The 24,007-nt window shown below is 63.8% G+C and carries 24 protein-coding genes; 14 read left to right on the plus strand and 10 right to left on the minus strand.

Features of this window, described 5'->3' with window-relative positions:
- The first annotated feature begins 135 nt into the window (after positions 1-135).
- Positions 136-441 carry a GIY-YIG nuclease family protein gene (locus tag FHS69_RS00455; RefSeq protein ID WP_166775721.1) on the plus strand — a complete coding sequence of 102 codons (306 nt, stop codon included), beginning with the start codon at positions 136-138 and terminating at the stop codon, positions 439-441.
- Positions 442-565: 124 nt separating this feature from the next.
- On the opposite strand, the gene FHS69_RS00460 is transcribed toward FHS69_RS00455, so the two are convergent.
- Complete coding sequence (locus FHS69_RS00460; RefSeq protein WP_166775723.1) at positions 566-1,837, minus strand: phospholipid carrier-dependent glycosyltransferase; 1,272 nt, start codon at positions 1,835-1,837, stop codon at positions 566-568.
- Positions 1,838-1,880: 43 nt separating this feature from the next.
- Positions 1,881-2,267 carry a hypothetical protein gene (locus tag FHS69_RS00465; protein ID WP_243844492.1) on the minus strand — a complete coding sequence of 129 codons (387 nt, stop codon included), beginning with the start codon at positions 2,265-2,267 and terminating at the stop codon, positions 1,881-1,883.
- Positions 2,268-2,357: 90 nt separating this feature from the next.
- Here FHS69_RS00465 and FHS69_RS00470 point away from each other — a divergent pair, with 90 nt between their 5' ends.
- Entirely contained in the window at positions 2,358-2,891 is a 534-nt protein-coding gene (locus FHS69_RS00470; protein WP_166775725.1) for a TetR/AcrR family transcriptional regulator, read from the plus strand.
- Between the two features lie 31 nt (positions 2,892-2,922).
- The gene (locus tag FHS69_RS00475) at positions 2,923-4,128 is read left to right on the plus strand and encodes a trans-sulfuration enzyme family protein (RefSeq protein ID WP_166775726.1); all 1,206 of its coding nucleotides are present in this window, start codon (positions 2,923-2,925) and stop codon (positions 4,126-4,128) included.
- A 15-nt stretch (positions 4,129-4,143) separates the two neighbouring features.
- Here the strand turns inward: FHS69_RS00475 and FHS69_RS00480 are convergent, their stop codons facing one another.
- Both FHS69_RS00480 and FHS69_RS00485 read right to left on the minus strand, forming a co-directional pair.
- Positions 4,144-4,557, minus strand: a complete 414-nt coding sequence (locus FHS69_RS00480; protein ID WP_166775727.1) for a DUF6628 family protein — start codon at positions 4,555-4,557, stop codon at positions 4,144-4,146.
- Positions 4,558-4,661: 104 nt separating this feature from the next.
- Positions 4,662-5,141 carry an MgtC/SapB family protein gene (locus tag FHS69_RS00485; RefSeq protein WP_166775729.1) on the minus strand — a complete coding sequence of 160 codons (480 nt, stop codon included), beginning with the start codon at positions 5,139-5,141 and terminating at the stop codon, positions 4,662-4,664.
- A gap of 61 nt (positions 5,142-5,202) precedes the next feature.
- Between FHS69_RS00485 and FHS69_RS00490 the strand changes: the two genes are divergently transcribed.
- The 3 genes from FHS69_RS00490 (at position 5,203) to apaG (ending at position 8,571) form a co-directional block, all read left to right on the plus strand.
- Entirely contained in the window at positions 5,203-5,814 is a 612-nt protein-coding gene (locus FHS69_RS00490) for a 2-hydroxychromene-2-carboxylate isomerase (protein ID WP_166775731.1), read from the plus strand.
- A gap of 356 nt (positions 5,815-6,170) precedes the next feature.
- Positions 6,171-8,084: an alpha/beta hydrolase family protein gene (locus FHS69_RS00495; protein WP_166775734.1), complete on the plus strand. Its 1,914-nt coding sequence runs from the start codon at positions 6,171-6,173 to the stop codon at positions 8,082-8,084.
- Positions 8,085-8,172: 88 nt separating this feature from the next.
- Positions 8,173-8,571 carry a Co2+/Mg2+ efflux protein ApaG gene (gene apaG, locus FHS69_RS00500; RefSeq protein ID WP_067464445.1) on the plus strand — a complete coding sequence of 133 codons (399 nt, stop codon included), beginning with the start codon at positions 8,173-8,175 and terminating at the stop codon, positions 8,569-8,571.
- Positions 8,572-8,617: 46 nt separating this feature from the next.
- Here apaG and FHS69_RS00505 read toward each other — a convergent pair whose 3' ends face one another.
- Positions 8,618-10,156 (minus strand): Ppx/GppA phosphatase family protein, encoded by a 1,539-nt coding sequence (locus FHS69_RS00505; protein ID WP_341801606.1) that lies wholly within the window; start codon positions 10,154-10,156, stop codon positions 8,618-8,620.
- Complete coding sequence (locus tag FHS69_RS00510) at positions 10,153-12,318, minus strand: RNA degradosome polyphosphate kinase (protein ID WP_166775736.1); 2,166 nt, start codon at positions 12,316-12,318, stop codon at positions 10,153-10,155. The genes FHS69_RS00505 and FHS69_RS00510 overlap by 4 nt, the downstream gene beginning before the upstream one ends.
- 338 nt (positions 12,319-12,656) lie before the next feature.
- On the opposite strand from FHS69_RS00510, the gene FHS69_RS00515 reads away from it, so the two are divergent.
- From FHS69_RS00515 to FHS69_RS00540, 6 genes are all read left to right on the plus strand, one after another.
- A complete protein-coding gene (locus tag FHS69_RS00515) occupies positions 12,657-14,504 on the plus strand; it encodes a S9 family peptidase (RefSeq protein ID WP_166775738.1) in 1,848 nt (615 codons plus the stop codon).
- Positions 14,505-14,595: 91 nt separating this feature from the next.
- Entirely contained in the window at positions 14,596-15,417 is an 822-nt protein-coding gene (locus FHS69_RS00520) for a LysR substrate-binding domain-containing protein (protein WP_067507438.1), read from the plus strand.
- Between the two features lie 204 nt (positions 15,418-15,621).
- Complete coding sequence (locus tag FHS69_RS00525; RefSeq protein WP_166775740.1) at positions 15,622-17,232, plus strand: VWA domain-containing protein; 1,611 nt, start codon at positions 15,622-15,624, stop codon at positions 17,230-17,232.
- Positions 17,232-17,855 carry a TadE/TadG family type IV pilus assembly protein gene (locus FHS69_RS00530; protein WP_166775742.1) on the plus strand — a complete coding sequence of 208 codons (624 nt, stop codon included), beginning with the start codon at positions 17,232-17,234 and terminating at the stop codon, positions 17,853-17,855. Before FHS69_RS00525 ends, FHS69_RS00530 begins: the two co-directional genes overlap by 1 nt.
- Positions 17,848-18,474, plus strand: coding sequence for a TadE/TadG family type IV pilus assembly protein (locus tag FHS69_RS00535; RefSeq protein WP_130586828.1), 627 nt, complete (start codon positions 17,848-17,850; stop codon positions 18,472-18,474). Before FHS69_RS00530 ends, FHS69_RS00535 begins: the two co-directional genes overlap by 8 nt.
- Before the next feature lie 39 nt (positions 18,475-18,513).
- On the plus strand, positions 18,514-19,038 hold the full coding sequence (locus FHS69_RS00540) for a GNAT family N-acetyltransferase (RefSeq protein WP_166775744.1): 525 nt from the start codon (positions 18,514-18,516) through the stop codon (positions 19,036-19,038).
- Here FHS69_RS00540 and FHS69_RS00545 read toward each other — a convergent pair whose 3' ends face one another.
- From FHS69_RS00545 to FHS69_RS00555, 3 genes are all read right to left on the minus strand, one after another.
- On the minus strand, positions 19,039-19,710 hold the full coding sequence (locus FHS69_RS00545; RefSeq protein ID WP_243844493.1) for a GNAT family N-acetyltransferase: 672 nt from the start codon (positions 19,708-19,710) through the stop codon (positions 19,039-19,041).
- A 133-nt stretch (positions 19,711-19,843) separates the two neighbouring features.
- Positions 19,844-20,197, minus strand: a complete 354-nt coding sequence (locus FHS69_RS00550) for a hypothetical protein (RefSeq protein ID WP_166775746.1) — start codon at positions 20,195-20,197, stop codon at positions 19,844-19,846.
- The gene (locus tag FHS69_RS00555) at positions 20,188-20,388 is read right to left on the minus strand and encodes a hypothetical protein (RefSeq protein WP_166775748.1); all 201 of its coding nucleotides are present in this window, start codon (positions 20,386-20,388) and stop codon (positions 20,188-20,190) included. Before FHS69_RS00555 ends, FHS69_RS00550 begins: the two co-directional genes overlap by 10 nt.
- A gap of 89 nt (positions 20,389-20,477) precedes the next feature.
- Here FHS69_RS00555 and FHS69_RS00560 point away from each other — a divergent pair, with 89 nt between their 5' ends.
- The gene (locus FHS69_RS00560; RefSeq protein WP_166775750.1) at positions 20,478-20,744 is read left to right on the plus strand and encodes a DUF1289 domain-containing protein; all 267 of its coding nucleotides are present in this window, start codon (positions 20,478-20,480) and stop codon (positions 20,742-20,744) included.
- Positions 20,745-20,831: 87 nt separating this feature from the next.
- On the opposite strand, the gene FHS69_RS00565 is transcribed toward FHS69_RS00560, so the two are convergent.
- Entirely contained in the window at positions 20,832-21,530 is a 699-nt protein-coding gene (locus FHS69_RS00565) for a hypothetical protein (RefSeq protein ID WP_243844494.1), read from the minus strand.
- 450 nt (positions 21,531-21,980) lie between these two features.
- Between FHS69_RS00565 and FHS69_RS00570 the strand changes: the two genes are divergently transcribed.
- Positions 21,981-23,978, plus strand: a complete 1,998-nt coding sequence (locus FHS69_RS00570) for an ATP-binding protein (protein ID WP_166775753.1) — start codon at positions 21,981-21,983, stop codon at positions 23,976-23,978.
- Positions 23,979-24,007: the final 29 nt, after the last annotated feature.

Raw genomic sequence — 24,007 nt, forward strand, 5'->3', positions numbered from 1 at the left:
TAGCCCTGGATTGCCGCGGAGCCTGCGGCTCCCCGCAATGACTGGCGATCAGAACACAGTTATTGCGAGGAGCGAAGCGACGCGGCAATCCAGCGAACCTCTACGAGTAGCGCGCCGATATGCTAAAGCGTGAGCATGGCCTGTCGCGAGGACTTCCAGCCGGCGGTGTACATCATGGCGAACCGCCGCAACGGAACGCTCTATATCGGCGTGACCTCGAACCTGCCGCAACGCGCTTGGCAGCATCGCGAAGGCATCGGGCAGGGTTTCGCCGCTCGGTATGGCTGCAAACTGCTGGCCTGGTACGAATGGCACGATGATATCGAGCTGGCGATTCCGCGTGAGAAGCAGCTCAAGGATGGGTCGCGCAAGCGCAAGCTGGCGCTGATCGAAACGCTCAACCCGACTTGGCGCGATCTCTATGGGGACATCGCTGTATAGCACTGGATTGCGTCGTCGCTGCGCTCCTCGCAATGACTTCTCGAAAGGGTGACCCTCTCACTATCCCAGTCATTGCGAGGAGCCGCAGGCGACGCGGCAATCCAGCAAGCACCCCGCCAAACCCCTACCGCCAGCTGGCCATCCAGGTCCATACGGCGAAGCTGTCGGGGCCGACCAGCGGTGCGCCGCTGATGATCGGGTAGAACCAGCCGAACACCAGCACGCTGCCGATCACCGGTGCGAGTGCGCTCTTGTGCCAGCCATTGCGCCATAGCGCGTCGCAGGCGAGTGCCAGCGCGGCGAGCAGCGCCATGCTCGGCAGCGCGTAGTGATAGTAGAACTGCACCGGCTTGCTTGCGATCACCCAGAAGCCGAGGCTCACCGCATAGACCAGCGCCACGCCCAGCGCGGCCCAGTAACGGCGCACCAGCCCGTGCCAGGCGCACCATGCCAGCGCGGGCAGGCCGAGCAGCATGGTCAGCGGGTTGCCGATCAGCATGATTCCGCGCTGCACCCCCGCGACGGGTTCGTAGAGATACCAGATCGAGCGCGCATTGAGCACCCATTGCTCCCAGGTCGACTGGTAGGGATGGGGCTTCAGCACCTGTTCCTGCTGCGACAGCATGAACTGGTGGTGGAACATCAGCCCCTCGGTGATCGGATGCAGGCGGAAGAGGAAGCCGGGAAGATAGGTCGCGGCATAGACCGCCAGTGGCACCACGCCGAGCCATAGCGTCGCCTCGAGCAGCGTGGTGCCCGGGACCGGCGCGCCGCGGCGGCTCATGAGCAGCCTGCGCCGCCCCGCCAGCGCGCGCGCGACGAGAAAGGTCAGCCCCGGCAGCATGGCGACGACCAGCGCGTTCCATTTCGCGCCCATCGCCAGCCCCAGCGCCACGCCGGTCAGCGCCAGCCGCCAACGGCCCTGTTCGGGCTGGCGGATCGCGGCGGCGAACTGCCATGCGGCCAGCGCGAGGAAGCCCAGGTAGAAGATGTCGAGCATGGCGATGCGCGCGTGCACGAACAGGTGGAAACCGGTCGCCAGCAGCACGCCATAGGCAAGCGTGGCGAAGCGGCTTTCGCTGGCGAACCACAGCGCGCGCATGGCGCCGAACAGCGCCAGCGTGCCCAGCAGTGTGGGCAGCAGCCGCCAGCCGACGGGGTTGTCGCCGAACAGCGCGATGCCGAGCGCGATCAGCTCCTTGCCCAGCAGCGGGTGTTCGCGATTGGTGAATTCGTCCAGCGCCAGCAGCTCGCGCGCGGCGGGGAGATAGTGAACCTCGTCGAAATAGGCATGCGGCACCGCGGTCAGATGCGGCAGGCAGGCGAGCCAGAAGGCCAGCGCAAGCGCAGCGCACCAGCGAAGCGGATCCTGGACCTGTTCGGGCGCGCGGCTCATCGCCAAGCGGCTTAGGAAAGCCGCGCGCGCCCTTCAAGCAAGTTCAGGGAGTTGTGCGCCGTTCGAGCCAGAACAGCCGCGCGACCATGGCGAGTAGCCCGATACTGGCGGTGGCGGCGACGAAGATCAACCAGGGTCGCAGGTTCATCTCCGCCGCACGCGCCCGTGGAGCGATGAAGAAGGCCGCAATCCCGACAGCGAACAGCAGGTCCCACCACACTTGCACACCCCAGAAGTTCTGCGTGTGGTTGGTCCAGACCGGTACCACGCCATCCTGCGCGATGGTGATGGCCGTAAAGGCGCCGAAACCGGCGCTCAGCGCGGCGGCCAAGGCAGCACTCCCCACCTTGGGCGAACCGGACAGAATGTAGGCGAGGACTGCGATGGCTGCGACGACGCCGCCCGCTGCGAGGAATTCGAAGGCATTCATGATGGCAAGCTCCTGAGTCGAACGTAGCAGGTGCTACACTTGTAGCGATCTGTAGCGCTCGCTACAAGCCTGCCGATGGCGCCCACCCGTATGTCCCGTGAATCCCTTGTGCCGCTGCTTGCGGCCCATGTCCTTCAGAATGGTCTTGCCGCTGCTTCGCTGCGTCCGCTCGCCAAGGCGGCGGGGACCAGCGACCGGATGCTGATCTACCACTTCGGCACCAAGGACGCGCTGGTCGCGGCATTGCTCGAATATCTGGCGGGCATGTTCGCGGCCGCGCTCGACACCGCATTCCCCAAGGATCGCAGTGCCTCGCGCCGTGCCTGCGCGCAAACGGTCTATGCGATTACCGAAGAGCCGCAGTTCGCGCCCTTCTTTCGCGTGTGGTGGGACATTGTCGCGGGCTGTTCGGACGACAATGCTGCCTATCTCGATGCTGCAGGCGGGATGATGGATGTGCTCTTGGCCTGGGTGGTCGACCACTTGCCGGCCGACGATCCCGACCCGCAGGCGGGTGCGCGCGCGGTGCTGACCGTTATCGAAGGGGCGCAGATGCTGCGCGCGGTGGGGTGCGGCGACATTGCCGAAGCGGGGCTTGCAGCCTTGGAAGGGCGACCCGCTTGATGCGCGCTGCGCGCGTGCTATCGCGCCTGCCATGAAGAAGACCACCGGCATGGACCGCTCGATCACCGGCAAATGGCGTCCCGCAACGCAGGCGGTGCGCGGCGGCACCTGGCGCAGCGAGCATGGCGAGACCAGCGAGGCGCTGTTCCTCACCTCGGGCTATACCTATGACGACGCGCAGACGGTCGCCGACCGCTTTGCGGGCGAGGATGCGGGGATGACCTATTCGCGCCTCCAGAACCCGACCGTCGCCATGCTCGAGGAACGCATCGCGCTGATGGAAGGGGCAGAGGCGTGCCGCGCGCAGGCGAGCGGGATGGCGGCGATGACCACCGCGCTGCTGTGCCAGCTGTCGGCGGGTGATCACGTGGTCGGCGCGCGTGCGGCCTTCGGCTCGTGCCGCTGGCTGCTCGACCAGCTGCTGCCGCGTTTCGGGATCGAGACCACCGTCATCGACAGCGCCGACAACGACGCATGGGAGGCCGCGATCCGGCCCAACACCAAGGTGTTCTTCTTCGAAACCCCCGCCAATCCCACGCTCGACGTGGTCGATCTGGCGCATGTCTGCAGCGTGGCGAGGGCGCATGGCATCACCACCGTGGTCGACAACGCCTTCGCCACCAGCGCGCTGCAGCGGCCGATGGATTTCGGCGCCGACGTGGTCGCCTATTCGGCCACCAAGCTGATGGACGGGCAGGGCCGCGTGCTGGCGGGCGCGGTGTGCGGCTCGCGCGAATTCATCGACGAGGTGCTGCTGCCTTTCCAGCGCAACACGGGGCCCAACATCTCGCCCTTCAACGCCTGGGTGGTGCACAAGGGGATCGAGACGCTCGACCTGCGTGCCCGGCAGCAGAGCGCAAACGCGGTGGCGCTGGGTTCCTTCATCGAGCATCGCCTGCCGAGGATCCTCCATCCCGGCCTGCCCAGCCATCCGCGGCACGATCTGGCGCGCGAACAGATGGTCGCGACGGGGCCGATCTTCGCGATGGACGTGGGCGATCGCGCCACCGCTTTCCGCCTGCTCGATGCGCTCGAACTGGTCGATATCTCGAACAATATCGGCGATGCGCGCAGCCTGATGTGCCATCCCGCCAGCACCACCCATGCGGGTATGACGCAGGAAGCGCGCGACGAGATGGGGGTCACCGAAGGGCTGCTGCGGATCAATGTCGGGCTCGAGGATGTCGAGGATCTGAAGGAAGACCTCGACCGCGCGCTCGTCGCTGCGGGACTTTAACCAGCCGCGCGAGCGCTAGCGGCGCCAGGCGTTGCGCGTTGCCACGCGGTCGAGTTCCTCGCCCAGCGCATGCGCGGTCGCCATCGCATCGGTGCAGGCCGCGTCCTCGGTCAGCACGCCGTGGACGTCGAGCCCGCCGCCACCGACCATTGCCATCAGCAGGCCTTCGTCACGCGTCATCCCCGCCGCGCAGCAGGGCGCGAGCAGGATCTTGCGGCGCGAGGTGCGCGCCAGATCGACCACCAGCGCGCGGGCCAGCACCAGCAGGCGGCGGAATTTGGTCCCGCTGGCATCGAGCGCGAGCATCGTCGCGCGCGCGTCGTGCAAGCCGTGGCCCGCAAGCCGTCGGACCAGCACCAGCCCCAGCGTCTGGTGCCGCCGCGCGGGCAGTGGCAGGTCGAGGGCGGTCGAATCGTGCGAATGGGCCATGCGATCTCCTTTGCTGCCGTCATCGTATGCTATTGCAAATCAGTCGCAAGACAATTCTATGGCTTTGTCGACAGGGTTCGCGACCCCTCGGCGACAAGTGACTGTTATTCGGGGGCTTTCATGTCCGAGCCGGGATCCCATTTCTCGGTAAAGGGGCGGCTGGCGAGCAGCAGGGCCAGCACGAGCAAGGTGATGAGGGCCGCCAGCCAGATCTCGCCCATGCCGCAGATCAGCCCGATCACGCCCGCGCACCAGATCGCCGCGGCCGATCCCGCGCCCTGGACGAAATTGCCCTGCCGGAACATGGCGCCAGCACCGATGAAGCCGATCCCCGTGATAACCCCCTCGACCACGCGTGTCGGATCGAGCTGGACCTGCGGACCACGATAGGAATGCAGCAGTTCGACCGCGCCGATCAGCAACCCGCAGGCGGCCAGCGAGATGATCACGAAGGGGCGGTAGTCGATCGGCTTGCGATGGAGGAACCGCTCGAGGCCGATCGCCAGCGGCAGGATGAAGGCGGCGCCCATCCGCAGCGCGATATCGCTCCAGCCGAGCAGGGTGGGGGAGAAGGCTTCCGGCATGGTGATCCAACGTTGCCGCGCGTCGCGGTTTCCCGCACAAGGCCCGTCAAGGGAGGAAACGATGACCAAGACCGTCGAATTCATTTTCGATATTGCCGCGCCCAATGGCTATCTCGCCTGGTATCCGCTCAAGCAAGTGGTCGCGCGGACAGGGGCCGAACTGGTGGTGACGCCGGTGTTCCTCGGCGGAATGCACAAGCTGACGGGCAATGCGCCGCCGATGATCCGCGATGCCGAAGTGAAGGGCAAGGTTGCCTATGCCGCGCTCGAATTCCAGCGTTTCATCGACCGCCACGGCCTCACACGATTCAAGATGCACCCCGCGCTGCCGTTCAATTCTATCTTGCTGCAGCGCGTGCTGGTCGCTGCCGCGGACGAGACGCAGCGACAGGCGCTGGTCGAGGCACTGTTGCCCGCCGTGTGGGAACGCAATGTCGATTGCGGCGACCCGCAGGCGGTGGGGCAGGAACTGGCCGTGGCAGGGTTTGACGCCCAGGCGCTGCTGGCCGCTACGCAGGATCCGCAGGTCAAGGCGAAGCTGGCGCAGAACACCGAAGCCGCAGTCGAACGCGGCGCCTTCGGCATTCCCACCTTCTACGTCGATGGCGAAATGTGGTTCGGCAAGGAACGGCTTGGCCAGCTCGAGGACTACCTCAGCGGCGGCAAGCCCTAGGCGGCGAGCACGGCGATCAGCGGCAGGGGCAGCACGAGTGCCATCCCCGACAGCAGATCGCCGCCTTCGTCACGAACCAGCCGTCTCCAGAATGCGAACAGCATTTTCCGACTCCCCCAGTTGATCTCCAACCCGTCGGCCGCGCGACCCGAATGGCTTCGGCTTAATTAGGTGCGACCCTGCCAAAGACAGTGCGGCGGACATCTTTGGGATATCTGATCAAGCGCGGTAAACCGAATTTAACGCGTTTGTTCTTGCCAGTAAATTTGCGCCGGATAATCTGCCTGGCAGTGAAATTACTTGGGGGTCTCATGGTCGGTTTTCGTGTCTTGGGCGCATTTTGCGCTTTGTCGTTCATGGGTACGCCAGCCCTTGCGCAGGGTGCTGCGGATTACTCTGCGCACGGACCCGGGGAAGCCCGTCCTCAGCAAATTCCTGCGAGCAACTTTGCCAAGCGGAGCGAGTTTTCTTTCACCCGCCTTTCACCCGACGGCCGAGCGATCGCGCTGCATGTCGACACGAGGTTGGGGAAGTTTCTAGCCGTTCTCGATGCGGCCGACCACTCGCTGCAGCGACGCTACACGCTCAACGAAAGCGACGATGTCGAATGGATCCGCTGGGCCGGCAATACAAAATTGCTCGTTTCGCTGTCCAAAACGGGCGATTGGTTTGGCGAAGAAGCGCGTTTCACGCGTCTCCTGTTGATCGACATGTCGGCCGGAACCGTCGAGCTTCTGGGCAATGACGAACCCGTAATAGAAGGGGACGACGTTATCTTCGTCGCCGAAGATGGCAGCTACGCACTGGTTTCGGTTCAACACGATATTCGCGATTATCCCTCGGTCTACCGCTATGAGCTTGTTGCTGGTGGCAAACGCATCCGCGTGCAGGATTCGCGGCCCGGGGTATGGTCGTGGCATGCCGACAGCAATGGTGTCGTACGGCTCGGTACAGGCTGGCGGCGCGGTCGGTTGGGGGTCTATTACCGCTCCGGTCCCGGCGACGATATGCGCCTGATCGAGAAAATCAGGCACGACGAACTCGAAGACAAGTACTGGGATATCGCCCAGATCGTAAGCGGGTCGGATACCGGCCATGTACTACACGAAGGACCGAGCGGGCGCGTCGGCCTGTATCTGTTCGACTTTTCCACGCGCGAGCCGATCGAACAGATCTACGAGCATCCCGAACACGACATCGAAGCCGTGCTGTTTCGCGACGGTAGGCCAGTGGGCGCCTATTTCACCGACGAGCGCGACCGCGCGCACTGGCTCGATCCCGAGTATGCGGCCACCTACGCGCGGCTCGAACGCTCGTTGGCGGAAGAGCAGATCTGGGTGATCTCACGCGCCGAGGATGATTCGCGCATGCTCGTCTGGGCCGGAGGCGAGGCCGACCCAGGCGCGATCTACAATTACGACGTGGTCGGCAAGCGCATGGACCTGCTTGCCGAACTGCGCCCCGAAATAGACATAGGTCTGCTCGCAGCTCCACGGCCGATCGCCTATACAGCTCGCGATGGCACTACGATCAAAGGCTATCTTACCCTGCCCCGCGGACGGAAGGCGGTGGGGCTACCGTTGATCATACAGCCCCATGGAGGCCCCTATGGCATTCGCGACAAGCTGGACTACGATGACCAGGTGCAATTGCTCGTCAATCGAGGGTATGCCGTGCTCCAGCCAAACTACCGAGGTTCGGGCGGGTACGGGCAGGCGTTCTACGACCTTGGTGTGGGCCAGATCGGGCGCGCAATGCAGGATGATCTCGACGATGCAATGGACTGGGCGGTAGCAAAAGGGATTGCCGATCCATCGCGCGTTTGCGTGGTAGGCGCGTCCTATGGCGGCTATGCGGCGCTTTGGGCGGTCATTCGCAATCCCGAGCGTTATCGCTGCGCCGCAAGCTTTGCCGGCGTGACCGATTGGGAACTGATACTGAAGTACGATCGGCGGTTCTTCAGCCGTGATGCCAGCCGTGCCTGGCGCGCCCGGATTGAGGGGGAGGACGCTTTCGACCTCGACGCGGTGTCCCCCTATCGTCACGCCGAGAGCCTGACGCGACCCGTGCTGGTCGCGCAAGGCAAGAAGGACGATCGTGTGCCCTGGTCGCAGTTCCGCAAATTCACGCGCGCGGCGCGCGACGCGCCCGTGCAGCCGGTTGAACTGGTTTTCGAGGATGAAGGCCATTCGTTCAACGAACCCGAGAATGCGCAGAAATGGTTCGAGGAACTGACCGCCTTCCTCGCCGAGCACAATCCGCCCGATTGAGCCGATGAGGGGCACGACGCGCGTGCGCATGGGAAAATTTCGGGCGTTTCCTTGCGCCGCGCGGCGGGCGCGCTAGATTGGGGGGGTGATTAAGGAGCTTTTCCAGCATGCCGCCACGACCGACGGGATCACCGTCCGGGTCGCGGTCAATTTCCTGCCCGAGCAATCGCAGCCCGAAGCGGGCAAATGGTTCTGGGTCTATCACATCCGCATCGAGAACGGCTCGCACGAACGCGTCCAGCTCAAGACTCGCCACTGGCGGATCACCGATGGGGCGGGTCTGGTCAGCCATGTCGATGGCGAAGGCGTGGTCGGCGAACAGCCGGTGCTGATGCCGGGGCAAAGCCATGACTATGTCTCGGGATGCCCGCTCGACACGCCGCATGGATCGATGGAAGGCTTCTACACCTTCCACGCGGAGAATGGCGAACCGCTCGAAGTGCGCATTCCCTTCTTCCCGCTCGCCGCGCCTGCCACCGCCACCTGAGGCTCGGGCAGCGGCGCCCGACGCCCGTCCGACGCGCGGCGGCCCGCTATTCGTCCTCTTCTTCCTCTTCCTCGTCGAAGCCGGAAAAGTCGAAGCTGCCGATCTTGATCTTTGGCTTGAGGTCAAGCCAGTCTGCCAGCATCTCGAACTCGCGCGTGGCGGGATAGGTCGCCAGCGCGGCGCGGCTCTCGTCGAGCCGCAGAACCAGGCTCTTCTTCTTGCGCCGCAGCGCGCTGGTCGACAGCGAGACGCGGCTGCCACCGCCGAGCCGCCGCGCCAGGCGGAAGCCGAGGCCCCAGGTCATTCCTTCGCGCAGATCGTCGTCGCTGGCGAGCTCGCGCAGCTTGTCGGGCACGTCGGTCCGGCCCATGCTGCCGAACAGCGCAGCGCAGATCATCGCGCGGCCGCGCGCATCGAGATCGATCCAGCGTTTGCCCAGCGGCCATTCGATCGCGTGGCTGACGCGCAGGTTGGGTTCGACGCGTTGCAGCGCGCCCGACAATTGCGCTGCAGCCAGTCGCAGCCGCTCGTTCACCGTACCGTCGCCATCGGCGAGCCCGACCGTCCACGCGGCGAGCAGCGTCGCATCGGTGATCGAGGAATCGCGCGGCGAGGCATAGGCGGTGACCCCGGCGAGCAGCGGATCGGCCTTCATCTGCGCGGGTTCGAGCCGGGCATAGAGCAAACCTTCGCGCAGGCCCCATGACGAGAACACCAGCTCGTCCGGGCCGATCGCATCGAGCAGCGGGCGCAGCAGGGCCGCCGCATCGGGCAGGTAATGCGCGCGCATCTGGCTGATGCCCGAGATTTCCATCAGCTTTTCCGGATCAGCGCCGACCAGCTCCTTCGCCAGCCGCTGCGCATCGTCGGGCAGCAGCGTGAAACCGTGCGGGTCGGTCAGCGGATAGTCGAAATAGCGCATCGCGTAGGCGGCCAGCGCACGCCAGGTGCCGCCGATCATGTACATCGGGCCCGGATGCGCGGCGGCCCAGCCGACCGCGGCAAGCTGTTCGCGCACCGCCGTCTCGAAGGCGTCGCTTCCCGCCTCGCGCAAGGCGGGCAGGCGCAGCGTGCCGAGCTGGAGGCTGGCGGCCTCGTGGCACTGGTTGTCCGCCACCGAGACCAGTTCGAGGCTGCCGCCGCCCAGGTCGGCGACCACGCCTCTCGCGCCGGGAAAGGCGCCCAGTGCGCCCATTGCCGAAGCGGTCGCTTCCTCTTCGCCGGTCAGCAGCCGCGGTTCGAGCCCCAGCGCGGCGACCGCGGCGAGGAATTCGGGGCCGTTGGCCGCATCGCGCGCGGCAGCGGTGGCGACCGTCTGCACGTCTTCCACCCCGAGATCGCCGATGATCAGCGCATAGCGCGCCAGTGCCGCCAGGGCTTCCTGTGCGGCTTCGTCGGGAATGCGCCCGGTTTCGGACAGGTCGCGCCCGAGCCGCGCGGCGACCTTCTCGTTCCAGATCACTTCGGGCACGCGCGCGGTGCCTTCGTAGATCACCATGCGCACCGTGTTCGAGCCGATGTCGATCACCGCGCGCGGCGGCTGGATCAGCCGGCGCTGCCACTTGGCCGAGCGCGACTTGCTCACGCGTCGGCCCCGCGCAACGTCAGCCGGGGCACCTCGTGTTCGGCCAGCGCCGCACCGCGGCCCGACAGCGAAGGGTTGGCCATGAAATACTGGTGGCAGTTGAACCCGCCATCGCCCTGTCGCAGCCGGTGGTACTGGCCGTCGGGATCGAGCTGCCAGCTCTGTTCGGTATCGAGGATATTGGCGAGCATGACCTGTCCCAGCACCTGATCGTGCACTGTCTTGTTGGTGATCGGAACCATCACCTCGACCCGGCGGACGAGGTTGCGGCTCATGGCGTCGGCGCTGGTCAGATACACCTTCGCCTGGCGGCTGGGCAGCGCCTTGCCGTTGGCGAAGGCCCAGACGCGCGAATGCTCGAGGAAACGGCCGATGATCGACTTGACGCGGATGTTGTCCGACACGCCCGGCAGGCCTGCGCGCAAGCTGCAGATGCCGCGCACCACCATGTGAATCTCGACCCCCGCCTGGCTGGCTTCGTAGAGCTTGTCGATCATCGGCTTGTAAGTGATCGAGTTGAGCTTCACCCAGATGCCCGCGTGCTTGCCCGCCTTGGCATTGGCGATTTCGGCATCGATCAGCGCGAACAATTGCTCCTGCAGCCCGATTGGCGACAGCGCGAGATGTTCGAGGTCGTCGGGTTCGATATAGCCGGTGATAAAATTGAACAGCTTGGCGGCGTCGCGCCCCAGCGCGGCATTGGCGGTGAAGAAGCTCAGATCGGTGTAGATCTTGGCGTTGATCGGGTGGTAATTGCCCGTGCCGAAATGGCAGTAGGTGCGATAGCCGTCTTCCTCGCGGCGGACCACCAGGCTGACCTTGGCATGTGTCTTCCACTCGGTGAAGCCGTAGATCACCTGCACGCCCACCCGTTCGAGCTCGCTCGCCCAGTGGATGTTGCGTTCCTCGTCGAAGCGGGCCTTCAGCTCGACCACCGCGGTCACCGCCTTGCCGTTCTGCGCCGCCTCGATCAGCGCCGCGATCACCGGCGACTGGTCGCCCGCGCGGTAGAGCGTCTGCTTGATCGACACCACTGCCGGGTCGCGCGCCGCCTGGCGGAGGAAATCGACCACCACGTCGAAGCTTTCGAACGGGTGGTGGATGACGATGTCCTTCTCGCGGATCGCGGAGAAGCAGTCGCCGTCATGTTCGAGGATGCGTTCGGGATAGCGCGGGCTGAACGGGGTGAACTTGAGGTCGGGGCGCGGTTCGTTGCAGATCGTCGCGAGATCGGCGAGGCCCAGCATGCCGCCCGACTTGACGATCATGTCCTCGTCCACCTCGAGCTGTTCGCGCAGCAGCGTTTCGGCAATCCCGTCGCAGTCCTCGTCGAGCTCGAGCAGCACGACATGGCCGCGCCGGCGCCGCTGGATTGCGGTGCGGAAATAGCGCACGAGGTCCTCGGCCTCTTCCTCGACCTCGATATCGCTGTCGCGCAGCACGCGGAAAACCCCGTCGCCCAGAACCTTGAAGCCGGGGAACAGCTGGTCGGCAAAACGCGTCACCAGCTGTTCGATCGCGACATAGATCGCCTGTTCGCCGGGCACGCGCACGAAGCGTGGCGCGCCGCTGGGGATCAGCACCATCTCGATCAGATCGGCCTGCCGCTTGCCGCGCTTGAGGCGGAAGATCACCCCGATCCCCTTGTTTGCGACGAAGGGGAAAGGGTGGCTCGGGTCGATCGCCTGCGGCGTGATCAGCGGCAGGATGTCGCTTTCGAAATAGGCGGCCAGCCACCCCTGCTGCTCGTCGGACAGGGCCTCGACCGGCGCGAGGATGATGCCTTCCTCGGCAAGCAATGCGCTCAGCGTGTCGAGGCTGGCCTGTTGGCGGTCTTCCAGCTGCAGCAATTGCTCGCGGATCGCGGCGAGCTGCTGGCGCGGGCTCGCTCCGTCGATCGCCTGCGTCTCGATCCCGCGCTGGACCTGACCTTCCAGCCCGGCGATGCGGACCATGGTGAATTCGTCGAGATTGCTGGCCGAGATCGACAGGAAGCGCAGCCGTTCGAGCAGCGGATAGCTCTCGTTCTCGCTTTCGGCGAGCACGCGGCGGTTGAACGAAAGCCAGCTCAGCTCGCGATTGGTATAGCGGTCCTCCTGCGCCACAGGCGCATCGGGTTCGGCGTCGTTGGCCGGCAGGGTCGGGGAAGCGTCGACGGTCATCCTGGTGCGGCTACGGGCCATGGTCCTCGCATGTGACGTTGCGGTTACACTGTGCGCGTTCGCGGCGCCGAAGGAAAGGGGGCAAGCAGCCTGGACGAAGGGCGCACGCGGGGAGCTGTGCAGAATTGGAGGGCGATAAGCGCTGCGTGCTTGTCTGCCCCGCGCCATACGATAATGTAATCGTCACTCAGGGGGCGCATTTCATGTATCTATTCAAGGCGTTTCGCAGAATTTGCGGTGGCGGTGCACTGTATCTTGCAGCAGCGACGAGTGTAGCGGGCGCGCAAGCTGAAGCGCCGCCGGACATCGATGCGCAGGGGCGTCCGGGAAAAATCGCCTTGTCGGCATTCGCTCAGGGTCTCGAACTAGGGGGCGCGCGACTTTCCGAAACCGGGAAACGGCTCGCGATCGCCGAGAACGTCAACGGCTCGCAAATGGTGCGCGTCTACGATGCCGACACGCTGCAGCTGTTGAAGGTGATCGACGGCGGCAAGACCGGCGATTTCAACTGGTTCGCATGGGCAGGGGACGACCGCGTGCTGCTGTCCGTCATGCGCGAGACCGACAACGCCAACTATTGGGCCCGCATGGCGCGATTGCTGGTGTTCGACATCCGCAACGACAGCCTTAGCTACGTCGGCCTGGAACGTGCATCGATCGATGGCGATACGGTGATCCATATCGACCCGGCGGGCGACCATGTCCTGCTGTCCTATCGCAACCAAGCGCGCTTCGAAGCTGAGGTCTGGCGCCTGCCGCTCGATGGCAGCGGATCCGCGAATGCCGAGCGCATCGTCGACAACGAGGGCGACATCCGTTCATGGGTTGCCGATTCGGCAGGCGTGGTCCGGCTCGGCTTGGGCCGGTCGCGGCGCGGTTCGCTGATCGTGGTTTATCGCGCGTCGGCGAACGAGGATTTCAGGCGGGTTACCAAGATCGATCGACACGACCGCGATGCGATGGAAGCTTGGGATGTCTTCGGGCTCACCGAGGGCAGCGACCTCGGCTATTCGTTCGAGGAGCTGGAAGATGGCCGGTCGGTGGTGCGCGAATTCGACTTCCGGACCGGGGAGCAAGGCAAAATCGCCTACGAGCACTCCGACTGGAGCATACAGCGTATCCTGACCGACCATACCGGCGTTCCCGGGGGGATGGTCATTACCGACGATCGTTCCCGTCACATCTGGTTTGATCCGAAGATCGCGGCATTGCAGGATGAATTGGCGCAAGCACTGGGTGGGCGAGAGGTGCGCATCATTGCCAATGCACACAATCGGCGAATGCTGGTGTTGCAGACCGGAGCTGACGATCCCGGCGCGCTGTATGTTTTTACCCCTGCCGAACAGCGTCTCGCTTTCTTTGCCAACTTGCGGCCGGATATCGATTTCCGCCTGCTGTCAGCGGGCACCGCGCACGACATTCCGACACGTGATGGAAAATCCATGCGCAGCTACCTCACGCTGCCGCGGGGACGGGGCAAGAGCAACCTGCCACTCGTCGTCATGCCCCATGGTGGCCCATACGGCGTTCGCGACACGCTCGAATACGACGATTGGGTCCAATTGTTCGCCAATCGCGGTTATGCCGTACTCCAGCCCAATTTTCGGGGTTCGGGCGGTTTTGGTGCGGCGTTCGAAAAAGCAGGCGACGGGGAAATCGGACGCCGGATGCAGGACGATCTCGATGACGCGACCAACTGGGCGGTCGCCCAAGGGTACGCCGACTCCGCGCGCGTCTGTATGGCGGGAGGCAGCTATGGCGGTTATGCGGCGATGTGGGCCGTGATCCGCAACCCCGAAATCTATCGTTGCGCGGTGAGTTGGGCGGGCGTGGCCGACTGGGATGCGATAATGGCTTACGACAGGGACACGCTCACGCGTCGCTATTACAAGGAAACGTGGAAACCCAAGCTTCTGGGGAACGACAACAGTTTCGATTTCAGCGATGTGTCGCCGATGGCTCAAATCGGCCGGCTGTCGCGTCCGCTGCTGATTGCCCATGGCAGGTTCGATGAGCGGGTTCCCTATTCGCAACATTACCGTCTCGTCGAAAAGGCCGGGCGACTAGGTGTCGAGCTGGAAACGCTGGTGCTCGATGAAATGCACTCGCCAGGTTACGCCGATAACCACGAGAAACTGCTCGATGCGATGGTGTCGTTTCTCGAGCGGCATAATCCCCCCGATTGAGGCACGGCCCCGGGGACGGGAACAGCGAATCCTGGCGGAGCGCTGGTGCGCACTTGTGTCGTCCGAAAGCATTGCCTAATTCCTCGCGACCATGAAGCGTACCCATCTGCCCCTGAACGCCTTGCGCGTTTACGACGCCGCCGCGCGGCACCTTTCCTTTACCCGCGCCGCGGACGAGCTGGCGGTCACGCCGGCGGCGGTCGGGCAGCAGATCCGCGCGCTCGAGGATCATCTCGGGACCGTGCTGTTCCGCCGCACCAGCAAGGGGCTGGAGCTGACGCAGGAAGGCGCTGCGGGGCTCGATGCGCTGCGCGAGGGCTTCCTCAAGTTCGAGGAAAGCGTGTCCGCCATGCAGGCGGGGCAGGCGTCGGACAGCTATACCATCGCCTGCCCGCGCGAATTCTACGCGCAGTGGCTGGCCCCGCGGCTGGCGCGTTTCGGCGAAGCCAATCCCGACATCCGCTTCACCTTCGTCGCCGACGAGAATGCCGATTTCACCGAAGCCAATCTCGATTGCGCGATCCGGCTGGTCGATGGCCCGGGCGATTTGCAGGGGATCGAACTGGACGAGGCGCGGCGCGTGACCGTGGCGCGGCCCGAAGCGCTGGGCGGAGCCCCCGACCAGTGGATCGACTGGGGTCTGCCCTTGCAGGATGGCATCACCGCGCATGTCAGCGTGTCCAATGCCGGACAGGCGCTGTCGTCCGCACTGGCGGGGCTGGGCAAGGCGATCCTGCCCGAACTGCTGGTCAAGGATGCGATCGACGATGGCCGCCTCGAGGTGCTCGACGGACCGCATACGGGCACGCGGGCTTACTGGCTGGTGGCGCCGACGCCCCAATGGCGTACGAAAAAGGTCAAGTCGCTGGTCTCGTTCCTGTCGGAACAATTGGGTCCGTCAATAAAAGAGTAGGGCGAGCGTACAATCCGTAGCGAATACTTTGCGGATTTACTGGATTTCACTTTGCATTATTTTCTGGATCGCCAATATTCTATTTTGGCACCGGTCCGCTCGCGATCTTCGCGGGCTCTACGGTCGTTAGGGTTCTCCTAACCGCCGCAGGTAAGCAGATCTTAACGGTCTCGCGGCTACCGCCGGCCCACAGGGGGCTGGCCGATGAACCGTATGCTGCGCAAACTCAGAACCGATACTTCAGGAAACGCGCTGGCGATCTTCGCCGCGGCGCTGGTGCCCTTGACCATCGTCATTGGCAGCGGGCTCGACCTGAGTTCCGCCTATATGGCCAAGGCCAAGCTGCAGAATGCCTGCGATGCTGCTGCACTGGCTGGTCGTCAGTCCATGGATGGGACCAAATGGACCACCGCCAACAAGGAAGAAGCGGAAAAGTTCTTCTATTTCAATTTCCCCCGGGGAACAATGAAGGCGCGCGAGCTCGATTTCGATATCGGCAAGGACCCGAACGACAGCGCCCAGATCATCGGCACGGCACGGGCGGTCGTCCCAACATCGCTGATGGGGCTGTTTGGCTTCGACGGCATTCCCATCGAAGCCAATTGCGACGCCAAGCGCGATCTCGGCCACAACGACGTGATGCTGGTGCTCGACACCACCGGATCGATGGCGCGCAGGCCGTCCTCGGGGGGCAGCAAGGACAAGATCGACCTGCTGCGCGATGGCACCAAGGGGCTTTATCGCGCGCTTGACGACAGCGGGAACGGATCGATCACGCGCTTCGGCATCGTGTCCTATTCGCATACCGTCAACGTTGCGCGCAGCCTGAAGAACCGCGACATCCTCAAGGAACAGCTGCACTACCAGAAGTACTACGAGCAGCGCGAGTGCACCCAGTACAAGAGTGGCCGATACTGGTACCAGGACGAGTGCACCACCAAGCGTTACGAGGACAGCGACGATACGCGTCGCAGCGATTACTATTACGATTCGTCAACCCGGCGGACCGCCGTCTACGGGGCCACGACCGAATACGAATATCAGTCGGTCCATATCGATGACACGCAATGGGCGGACGACGACAACAACACCAACCAGAACCGTCGGGATTTCCGCGTCAGCGGTGACGGCTGCATCGAGGAACGCTCGAGCATCGGTGAGGACGAAAGCCCGTTCACCCTCCTGAAAACGGTGAGCCAGGACGATATCGATGCGGTCGCCCAGAACGGGAACGACACCAAGTATCAATGGGGGCGCTACGATCCCGTGGCCCACGAATATCCCTCGCAGGTCGGATGTCCCTCGGAATCGCAGAAGCTGAAGGAATACGGCTCGGAGACTGCGTTCAACAATGCCGTCAGCGCCGCCACTGCCAACGTGACCGGGGGTACCTACCACGACATCGGCATGCTGTGGGGTGCGCGCTTCCTTTCGCCGACCGGAATGTTTGCCTCGAGCAACCCCACCAAGCACGGCATCGTGCCGGTGAACCGCCATCTCGTGTTCATGACCGATGGCGAACTCGACACGGGCGACACGCTCTATTCGGCCTTCGGCATGAACTATTTCGACGACCGACTGCAGGGCACCGGCACGCAGGAAGAGAAGCATATCTCGCGCTTCCATTCGATCTGCAACCGGGTGAAGGCGACCGGGACGACAATCTGGGTGATCGCGCTCGACGTGGGTTCGACCGGTGACATCAAGACCTGTGCCACCAGCGAAGCGCATTTCTACACCTCGGACGGGTCAGACCTCGAGGAAGTGTTCGAGGCGATCGGACGCGGGATCGGCAATCTGAGGCTGACGCGCTGATGCGGCGGCGGCCCATCATCCGGCGCCTGGGACGCGACCAGCGCGGCGCGACGATCGTCGAATTCGCGGTGATCGCCATGCCCATGTGTGTGCTGCTGATGGGCGGGCTCGAACTGGGCTACAACAGCTATGTCCGCTCGACCCTGCAGGGTGCTCTCCATGATGCCGCGCGTGTTGCGGCGGTCGAGAATCCGATCCTCGCCACCGAAGGGGACACGGTGGAAGAGCAGGTCGCGAACATGATCAAGGAAACGGTCGCGCATGTCGCGCCCAATGCCGTCGTGGATGTCGACCAGAAGAGCTATTTCGAGTTCTCGAGCATCGGCGAGCCCGAGAAGCTCATGACCGACAACAATGGCAACGGGAAATACGACGCCAGCGACGAAGACTGCTTCGAGGACGCGAACGGCAACGGCACCTTCGATCCCGATTCGGGCAAGTCCGGGACCAATGGTGGCGCGGACGACGTGGTGCTCTACACCGCGAAGGTCAGCGCGCCGCGGATCCTGCCGCTCGACCGGCTCGTGCCGGGCATCAGCGAAAAGGTGGAATACACGCTGCGCGCGGCCGTGCGCAACCAGCCCTATGGCCAGCAGCCGACCGCACCGGTGATCTGTGGCTAGACTGTTCTCTTCCCTTCGCCGCGACGAACGCGGCCTGGCGCTGACCGAATTCGCTTTCGCCGCGCCGATCTTCATCAGCCTGGTGCTGGTCGGGCTCGAGCTGTCCAATCTCGCGCTGGCGCATCTGCGCGTCAGCATGATGGCGATGACCGTGGCCGACAATGCGGGACGCGTCTCGTCGGGGATCGACGAAGCCAATGTCTACGAGGTGTTCGCCGGCGCCGAAGTGAACGCCAGCGGGCTCGGCTTCAAGCCCAATGGCCGCATCGTGCTCTCCAGTCTCGAACACAATGGGAAGACCGGGACCGAGGAGGGTCAGACCATCGTCTGGCAGAGGTGCTGGGGCGATTCGCGCTCGATCACGCCCGCCTATGGCGTCGAGGGTGACGGCAAGGACGACGACGATCTCGAGGACGGCCTCGGCGCGGGCGGCAACAACATTACCGCGCTGCCCGATACCGCGGTGATGTTCGTCGAGGCGACCTATGACTACCAGCCGCTGCTGACGACGGGCTTCTTCGATCCGCCGCGCATCCGTTACGAAAGCGCCTTCAACGTGCGCGGGCGGCAGAACAACGACATCAGCAATTCGCAGGGCCTCGTCCAGATGACCTGCTGAGGCGCTTGCCTCGCGACCGCTGCGCGCTAACCTGCGGCGATGACCGCGGTTCCCCACCTCCACACCCCACGCTTCACGCTGCGCCCGCTGCGCCGCACGGACGCCGCCGCGCTGCTGCCCACGCTGGGCGATCCCGCGCAGTGCCGCTTCCTGACGCGCCCCGCCTTCGCCGACGAGGAGGAGCTGTGGGGCTGGCTCGCCGATCCCGCATGGGACGGGCGCAGCTGGATCGCCGAGGATGCGCAGGGCGCGGTCGCGGGGCGCTTCGTCGCGGTGCCGGGGCACGAGGCGCGCGTGGTCGAGATCGGCTACATCACCTGCGCCGCGTGGCAGGGGCGGGGCGTCGCGCGCGAATGCATGGCCGCGCTGGTGGCGCAGCTGTTCGCCGAGGGGGCGCGCAAACTCACCGCCGAGATCGATGCCGAAAACCACGCCTCGCTGCGGCTGGCCGAAGCGCTGGGCTTCACCCGCGAGGGGCTGCTGCACGCGCATGAGACGACGCATGAGGGGCTGCGCGACGTGTGCCTCTACGGCCTGCTCGACAGCGACCCGCGTCCCGCCTGATCAGCTGCGGCCGCCGCCGCCACCGCCCGCCGCCTCGCGCGCGTCGAAATGCGCGAAGATCGCGGCGAGCCCGCCGGGACGGCTTTCCTCGCGCAACCGTGCCAGCGCGGGTGCCACTTCGAGTAGATATTCCGCCTGCGGCCCGTCCTGCCCGACATGCACCCCGCCGAGCCGCTTGATGAAGCTGCGCGCGGCGTCGTTTTCGGACAGGACATGCGCGCGGAACGCCTCCAGCCGCCCGCCCGCCGCGTCGAGGAGCAGCGTCGCGGTCAGCAGTCGGCCGATCCCCAGCCCGTGATAGGCATCGACCACCCCGACCGAGAATTCCGCCACCGCGTCGCCCGCATCGGGGCGCATCGCGTGGACCACGCCCATCGCGGGCTGTGCCGGATCGCCGAGATCGAGCGCGCCCCAAGCGAGATGCAGAACGCCATCGGCATCGAGCAGCCGTTCGATCACCCAGTCGGGCGGGCTCGCCCCGCCGGAAAAGAACCGCAGATAACGCGAGCGCGGGCTCATCCGCGCGATCCCTTCGCGCAGGCGCGCCTCGTCCGCCGGGCTCACCGTGCGGATGCAGATCCGCCGCCCGTCTTCGAGATGCGTATGGATCGAGGCGTCGCCGCAGGGGCCCTGCGAGACGAGGTCGAGCGGCGGCTGCGCGCGGTCGGCCATGGACGGTCATTCTCCACTTGTGCACCCCGCGCTGCACCGGCGCGGGGCTGTTTGCGCGCCAGCCTAGGGCCATTCGCGCGCGCGCACCAGCACTTGCACCGCGCCTGCCGGAAACCCCTTAGGCCCGCGCCCCTCAGCCCCCGCGCAGCCAGCCGAGCGCGCCCGCTTCCATCCCCCTGAACTTGGGCCAGCCGGCGGGATCGTCGCCCAGCGGCGCGCAGGCGAGCGGCGTCCCTTCGGGCAATTGCCACTTGATCCGGTGGTAGAGCTTCGAGCGCGTCAGCGGCGAGCGCACCAGCCACATGCCGGGGCCGAAGGGATGCGCATCGCCATGCAGGTCGAGCGCGCCCTCGGGCGCGGCCGCGGGATCGTGCCACAGCCAGTAGAGCGTCACCGCATCCGCATCCGCATCCGGATCCGCTTCTCCCGCGTCCTCCGCCTCGCTTTCGCCCGTCGCGGCCTCCATCCGCGCAGGCCCTAGCGCCACAGCGCGGCGATCAGCATCACCAGCACGAAAGCCGCCAGCCCGGCGATGAAGACCACGCGGCTGCGCCTGCGCCTGAGCACGATTTCGCCGCCGCGCACGTCCTGCGCATCATGGCGCGCGGGGGAGGGGGCATGGGAAGGTTCGGGGGAAGGTTCGGGGGCAGGCGCGGGGGTGCTTTCGGTGTCGGGCACGGCAAATCTCCTTGCCTTCTTAATCGTGTAAATCCCGTATGTGGTTCCGACAGATTGACCGAATCGCGGTGCAATTTTACCTTTCAACCATGGCACTCGCATCTCCCTGCATCGGCGTCTGTCGCCTCGATCCGGCGCAAAGGTTCTGCACCGGCTGCGGGCGCACGCTGCGCGAGATCGGCGACTGGCCCGAGGCGAGCGAGGCGCGCCAGCGCGAAATTCTCGCCGCCGCCGCGCCGCGCGCCGCCGCCGCGCTGGCGGGCGACAGCCTGCCGCAGATCACCGACACCACGCCGCTCGATACGCGCGAATGCGAACCGCGCCCGCGCATGGAAAACCGCCTGCGGCAAGGCTGACGAGTCCCAAGCGCTCCCAAGCGCACTACGCCTGGCGCGCGCGTCCGACACGACTGCAAAAGGCGGCCCCCAAGCGCGCCCCGCCTGTCACTTCGGCCCCGATCGCGCGCGCACTTCGGCCATCGCCTGCGCGCCCACCTCGCGCAAGCGCTCGCGCTTTTCCGCCGCGTCCATCGCCGCCAGCGCTTCCTCGTTCGCGCGCATATGTTCGAGCTTGGCGTTGAGAGAGGCGAGCACCTCCGCCTCCCCCGCGCCTGCCAGCGGCTCCTGCTCGGCCAGCACTTCGGCGCGGATGCTTTCATAGACCGGGTGGCCCGGATTCAGATCCTGCACGCCATAGCGTTCGGGCAGCCGGTGCTGGAGGAGGAAGCGCAGCAGCGCATTGTCGGGCTTGTCCCAATGGCCGAGGATTTCCCCGCCCGAGACGATCGGCGTGCGCGTGCCCAGCATGGCGCGCTCCAGCGCGATGTCCTCCAGCCGCTGCACCCCGCGCTCCAGCGCCGCATCCCAGGCGGCCGCAAACCCCTCCGCCCCCGGCCGCGCGCGGAGTTTATAGAGCGCCTCGAGACTCTTCCCGATCCGCTTGGCCGCCAGTTTGACGATGCCCGTCGCGGCGAGCGTGGCGACAAAGCGGCGCTGCAGCTCGGGCGTGATCGAATTGCGGCGCGGCGCTGTGTGGAGGAAAGGCGCAAAGGCGAGGAGGGGATCGTCAGCGTCGGGTTCGTCGGCGACATAGGCGACGACGGAGGTGGCCTGCCGGGGCGTGGCGCGCTTGTTCTCTGTCATGGCGCAAGCTTCCGAGCTGCAGGCGAGGGGTAGCGAAGCAGAACCGGCGATGCCGGGACAACGCCGCCCGGCCGCCCGAGCTTATGCGAGGGAGTCTGAGCCGAAAGCGGAGACGGCGCGAAGCGCCAACCCAAGGAGCGCGGATGCGCTGCGCCCGGCGTTTGCGGGCGAAATGAAAAACTCGTGGGGGTGGGGTGATCAAAGGGCATGACCAAGCGCAGGATGCATATTCTCGGCGAGTAGGAAAATGGTTTCTAGCGGGTTGGATTATCCAAGCCGCAGGCGAGGCATGCGCCATCGCAGCCCCGAGCTTATGCGAGAAAGCTAGGCCGCATGGCCGTGCTGGGCCCGGCATCTGAGGGAAGAAAACGAAATACGGAGCATTGCTTTTGCATTCAGGCGATTGCTCAGCCACAAACGCTAGCGCCAGTCGGTGAGAGGCGAACGCGAATGAGCAACATCAATATCAAGCGTGCTGTCGAGAATATAAGGACTGGCACTACAATCTACACGCCAGTCTTGGAGCTGACGGTCAATGGCATCGACGCAGTTCGGAAATCGAAAGAGACCGGCGGACTAGTTAAGATTGTCGTTCTCCGGTCTGGCCAATCCACTCTCGATGAAAGCCTTACTGAGGTGACCGGCTTTCGCGTCGAAGATGATGGCGTCGGATTCAACGAGGAGGAACGGCGTTCATTCGACACTCTCTATTCTGATCTGAAGGAAGGACAGGGGGGGAAAGGCTTCGGGAGGTTTACGTGCCTCAAATATTTCGAAAATCTCAGGGTCGAAAGTGTATTCCACGATGACGGCAATCTGCGTGGACGTAAATTCCGTATGGGGCATCAAACGGATATTATCGTCGATGAAGCTCTAGGCCCGACGGATGCAGACGCAACTGGCTCTAGGGTCACGATTGATGGCATAAAAGTGGTTGCCTTTCCGGATAAGAAGGTAACGACAATCGCAAAAGTGATCTTTGAAAAGCTCCTCCCGTTCTTTGTTGATGAGAGTTTTGACTGCCCCCGTGTGATTGTGACCGATGGCGAAACGACGGTTTCGTTAAATGATTACCTTGCGAGAGACGATAAGAAGCTAGTTGAGATTTCACCCTTCAACAGCGCTTTTGAATTCGTCGATGGAGAACTTGGAAGTATTTTCTTCCGTGTCCGCGTGTTTAAGGTTTTCTCACCACGCACGCCGAAAAGCAAAGTAGCGCTAGTAGCGCACCGCCGCGAAGTTACAGAAACTACATTGCAAACCTACATTCCAGAATTCGCGGAAGAGTTTTATGAACCTGGCGAGAGTGAAGGTGAAAAGGTTGGCAAAAACTATATCGTGAAAGCTTACGTCTTCAGTGAGTACCTCGATGAGAATGTCTTGGTTGAGCGGGCTGGTTTCCGCTTTTCCAAAGATGCAGACATGCTCTTTCCGGCTTCTCAAACTGATATCGAGAAAGCCGCCGCCCAGATTGCCAAAGAAGCGGTCGGGAACGAGATAGCTGCGAGAAGAGAGAGAAAGCTCGAACGAATTTCCGAGTATGTGGATTCCGACGCGCCTTGGCATAAACAACTAAGTAAGCGCTTGGATTTTGAGAAACTTTCGATGAACCCATCTTCGATGGACATCGAGTTGTATCTTCAAGAAGCCAAGCATAGACTTGAGGTTGATGCCAGAAACAAGACTGGAGAGATACTAAGTAGCGAAGAATCTGATGACATTTCAGCCTTGGTGCAAGATGTCGTGGAGAATATTTCATCCACCGGCCGGAACGACCTGATCCATTACGTGTCACTTCGGAAATGTGTATTGGATATTTTCCAAAAATCACTTGGCAAAGGCGATGACGGAAAATTTTCTTCCGAGGCCCAAGTGCATTCAGTCATAATGCCTAGGTTCAAGGATTCCGACGAATTGGAATTCTCAGACCATAATCTATGGCTTTTGGACGAGCGCCTCAATTTTGCTCGGTATGTTGCATCTGACAAGCTGATGGATGGCGTCGGCAGCGATCGAACGGACATCTCAGTGTTCGATAAGCGCGTGGCGTTTCGGGGAGATAATGAACCGACAAATCCAATCACAATCTTTGAGTTCAAAAAGCCGAAAAGACATGATTTTGCAGATCGTTCATCGAAAGATGATCCAGTTCAGCAGATCATCCGCTACGTAAATGAAATTCGAGATGGGAAGCACGACTTACCGGACGGCCGGGAGATTCTAGTGTCAGACCACACGCCGTTCTATGGTTATGTTGTCTGCGATTTCTCTAAGAAAGTGAAAGACTGGCTGGAGCGTGAGAAGAACTTCACGCCCATGCCAGACGGCCTTGGCTACTTCCAATGGTTCGACCGCATAAATCTCTATATGGAGGTTTTGAGTTGGACCAAGGTTCTGCGCGACGCACAGATGCGCAATCGTGTTTTCTTCCATAAACTAGGAATCTAAATGGTTGGCCGACAGCGGAAATGGGCAAC

Origin of the sequence: Qipengyuania flava (assembly GCF_011762005.1) — a bacterium.
In the GTDB taxonomy this organism is placed as follows: Bacteria; Pseudomonadota; Alphaproteobacteria; order Sphingomonadales; family Sphingomonadaceae; genus Qipengyuania; species Qipengyuania flava.

What these genes read in the sequence shown, in the direction of transcription:
- FHS69_RS00455 (WP_166775721.1), top strand. Translation starts at nt 136, where the DNA reads ATGGCCTGTCGCGAGGACTTCCAGCCGGCGGTGTACATCATGGCGAAC.
- FHS69_RS00460 (WP_166775723.1), bottom strand. Translation starts at nt 1,837, where the DNA reads ATGAGCCGCGCGCCCGAACAGGTCCAGGATCCGCTTCGCTGGTGCGCT.
- FHS69_RS00465 (WP_243844492.1), bottom strand. Translation starts at nt 2,267, where the DNA reads ATGAATGCCTTCGAATTCCTCGCAGCGGGCGGCGTCGTCGCAGCCATC.
- FHS69_RS00470 (WP_166775725.1), top strand. Translation starts at nt 2,358, where the DNA reads ATGTCCCGTGAATCCCTTGTGCCGCTGCTTGCGGCCCATGTCCTTCAG.
- FHS69_RS00475 (WP_166775726.1), top strand. Translation starts at nt 2,923, where the DNA reads ATGAAGAAGACCACCGGCATGGACCGCTCGATCACCGGCAAATGGCGT.
- FHS69_RS00480 (WP_166775727.1), bottom strand. Translation starts at nt 4,557, where the DNA reads ATGGCCCATTCGCACGATTCGACCGCCCTCGACCTGCCACTGCCCGCG.
- FHS69_RS00485 (WP_166775729.1), bottom strand. Translation starts at nt 5,141, where the DNA reads ATGCCGGAAGCCTTCTCCCCCACCCTGCTCGGCTGGAGCGATATCGCG.
- FHS69_RS00490 (WP_166775731.1), top strand. Translation starts at nt 5,203, where the DNA reads ATGACCAAGACCGTCGAATTCATTTTCGATATTGCCGCGCCCAATGGC.
- FHS69_RS00495 (WP_166775734.1), top strand. Translation starts at nt 6,171, where the DNA reads ATGGGTACGCCAGCCCTTGCGCAGGGTGCTGCGGATTACTCTGCGCAC.
- FHS69_RS00510 (WP_166775736.1), bottom strand. Translation starts at nt 12,318, where the DNA reads ATGACCGTCGACGCTTCCCCGACCCTGCCGGCCAACGACGCCGAACCC.
- FHS69_RS00520 (WP_067507438.1), top strand. Translation starts at nt 14,596, where the DNA reads ATGAAGCGTACCCATCTGCCCCTGAACGCCTTGCGCGTTTACGACGCC.
- FHS69_RS00525 (WP_166775740.1), top strand. Translation starts at nt 15,622, where the DNA reads ATGAACCGTATGCTGCGCAAACTCAGAACCGATACTTCAGGAAACGCG.
- FHS69_RS00530 (WP_166775742.1), top strand. Translation starts at nt 17,232, where the DNA reads ATGCGGCGGCGGCCCATCATCCGGCGCCTGGGACGCGACCAGCGCGGC.
- FHS69_RS00540 (WP_166775744.1), top strand. Translation starts at nt 18,514, where the DNA reads ATGACCGCGGTTCCCCACCTCCACACCCCACGCTTCACGCTGCGCCCG.
- FHS69_RS00545 (WP_243844493.1), bottom strand. Translation starts at nt 19,710, where the DNA reads ATGGCCGACCGCGCGCAGCCGCCGCTCGACCTCGTCTCGCAGGGCCCC.
- FHS69_RS00560 (WP_166775750.1), top strand. Translation starts at nt 20,478, where the DNA reads ATGGCACTCGCATCTCCCTGCATCGGCGTCTGTCGCCTCGATCCGGCG.
- FHS69_RS00565 (WP_243844494.1), bottom strand. Translation starts at nt 21,530, where the DNA reads ATGACAGAGAACAAGCGCGCCACGCCCCGGCAGGCCACCTCCGTCGTC.
- FHS69_RS00570 (WP_166775753.1), top strand. Translation starts at nt 21,981, where the DNA reads ATGAGCAACATCAATATCAAGCGTGCTGTCGAGAATATAAGGACTGGC.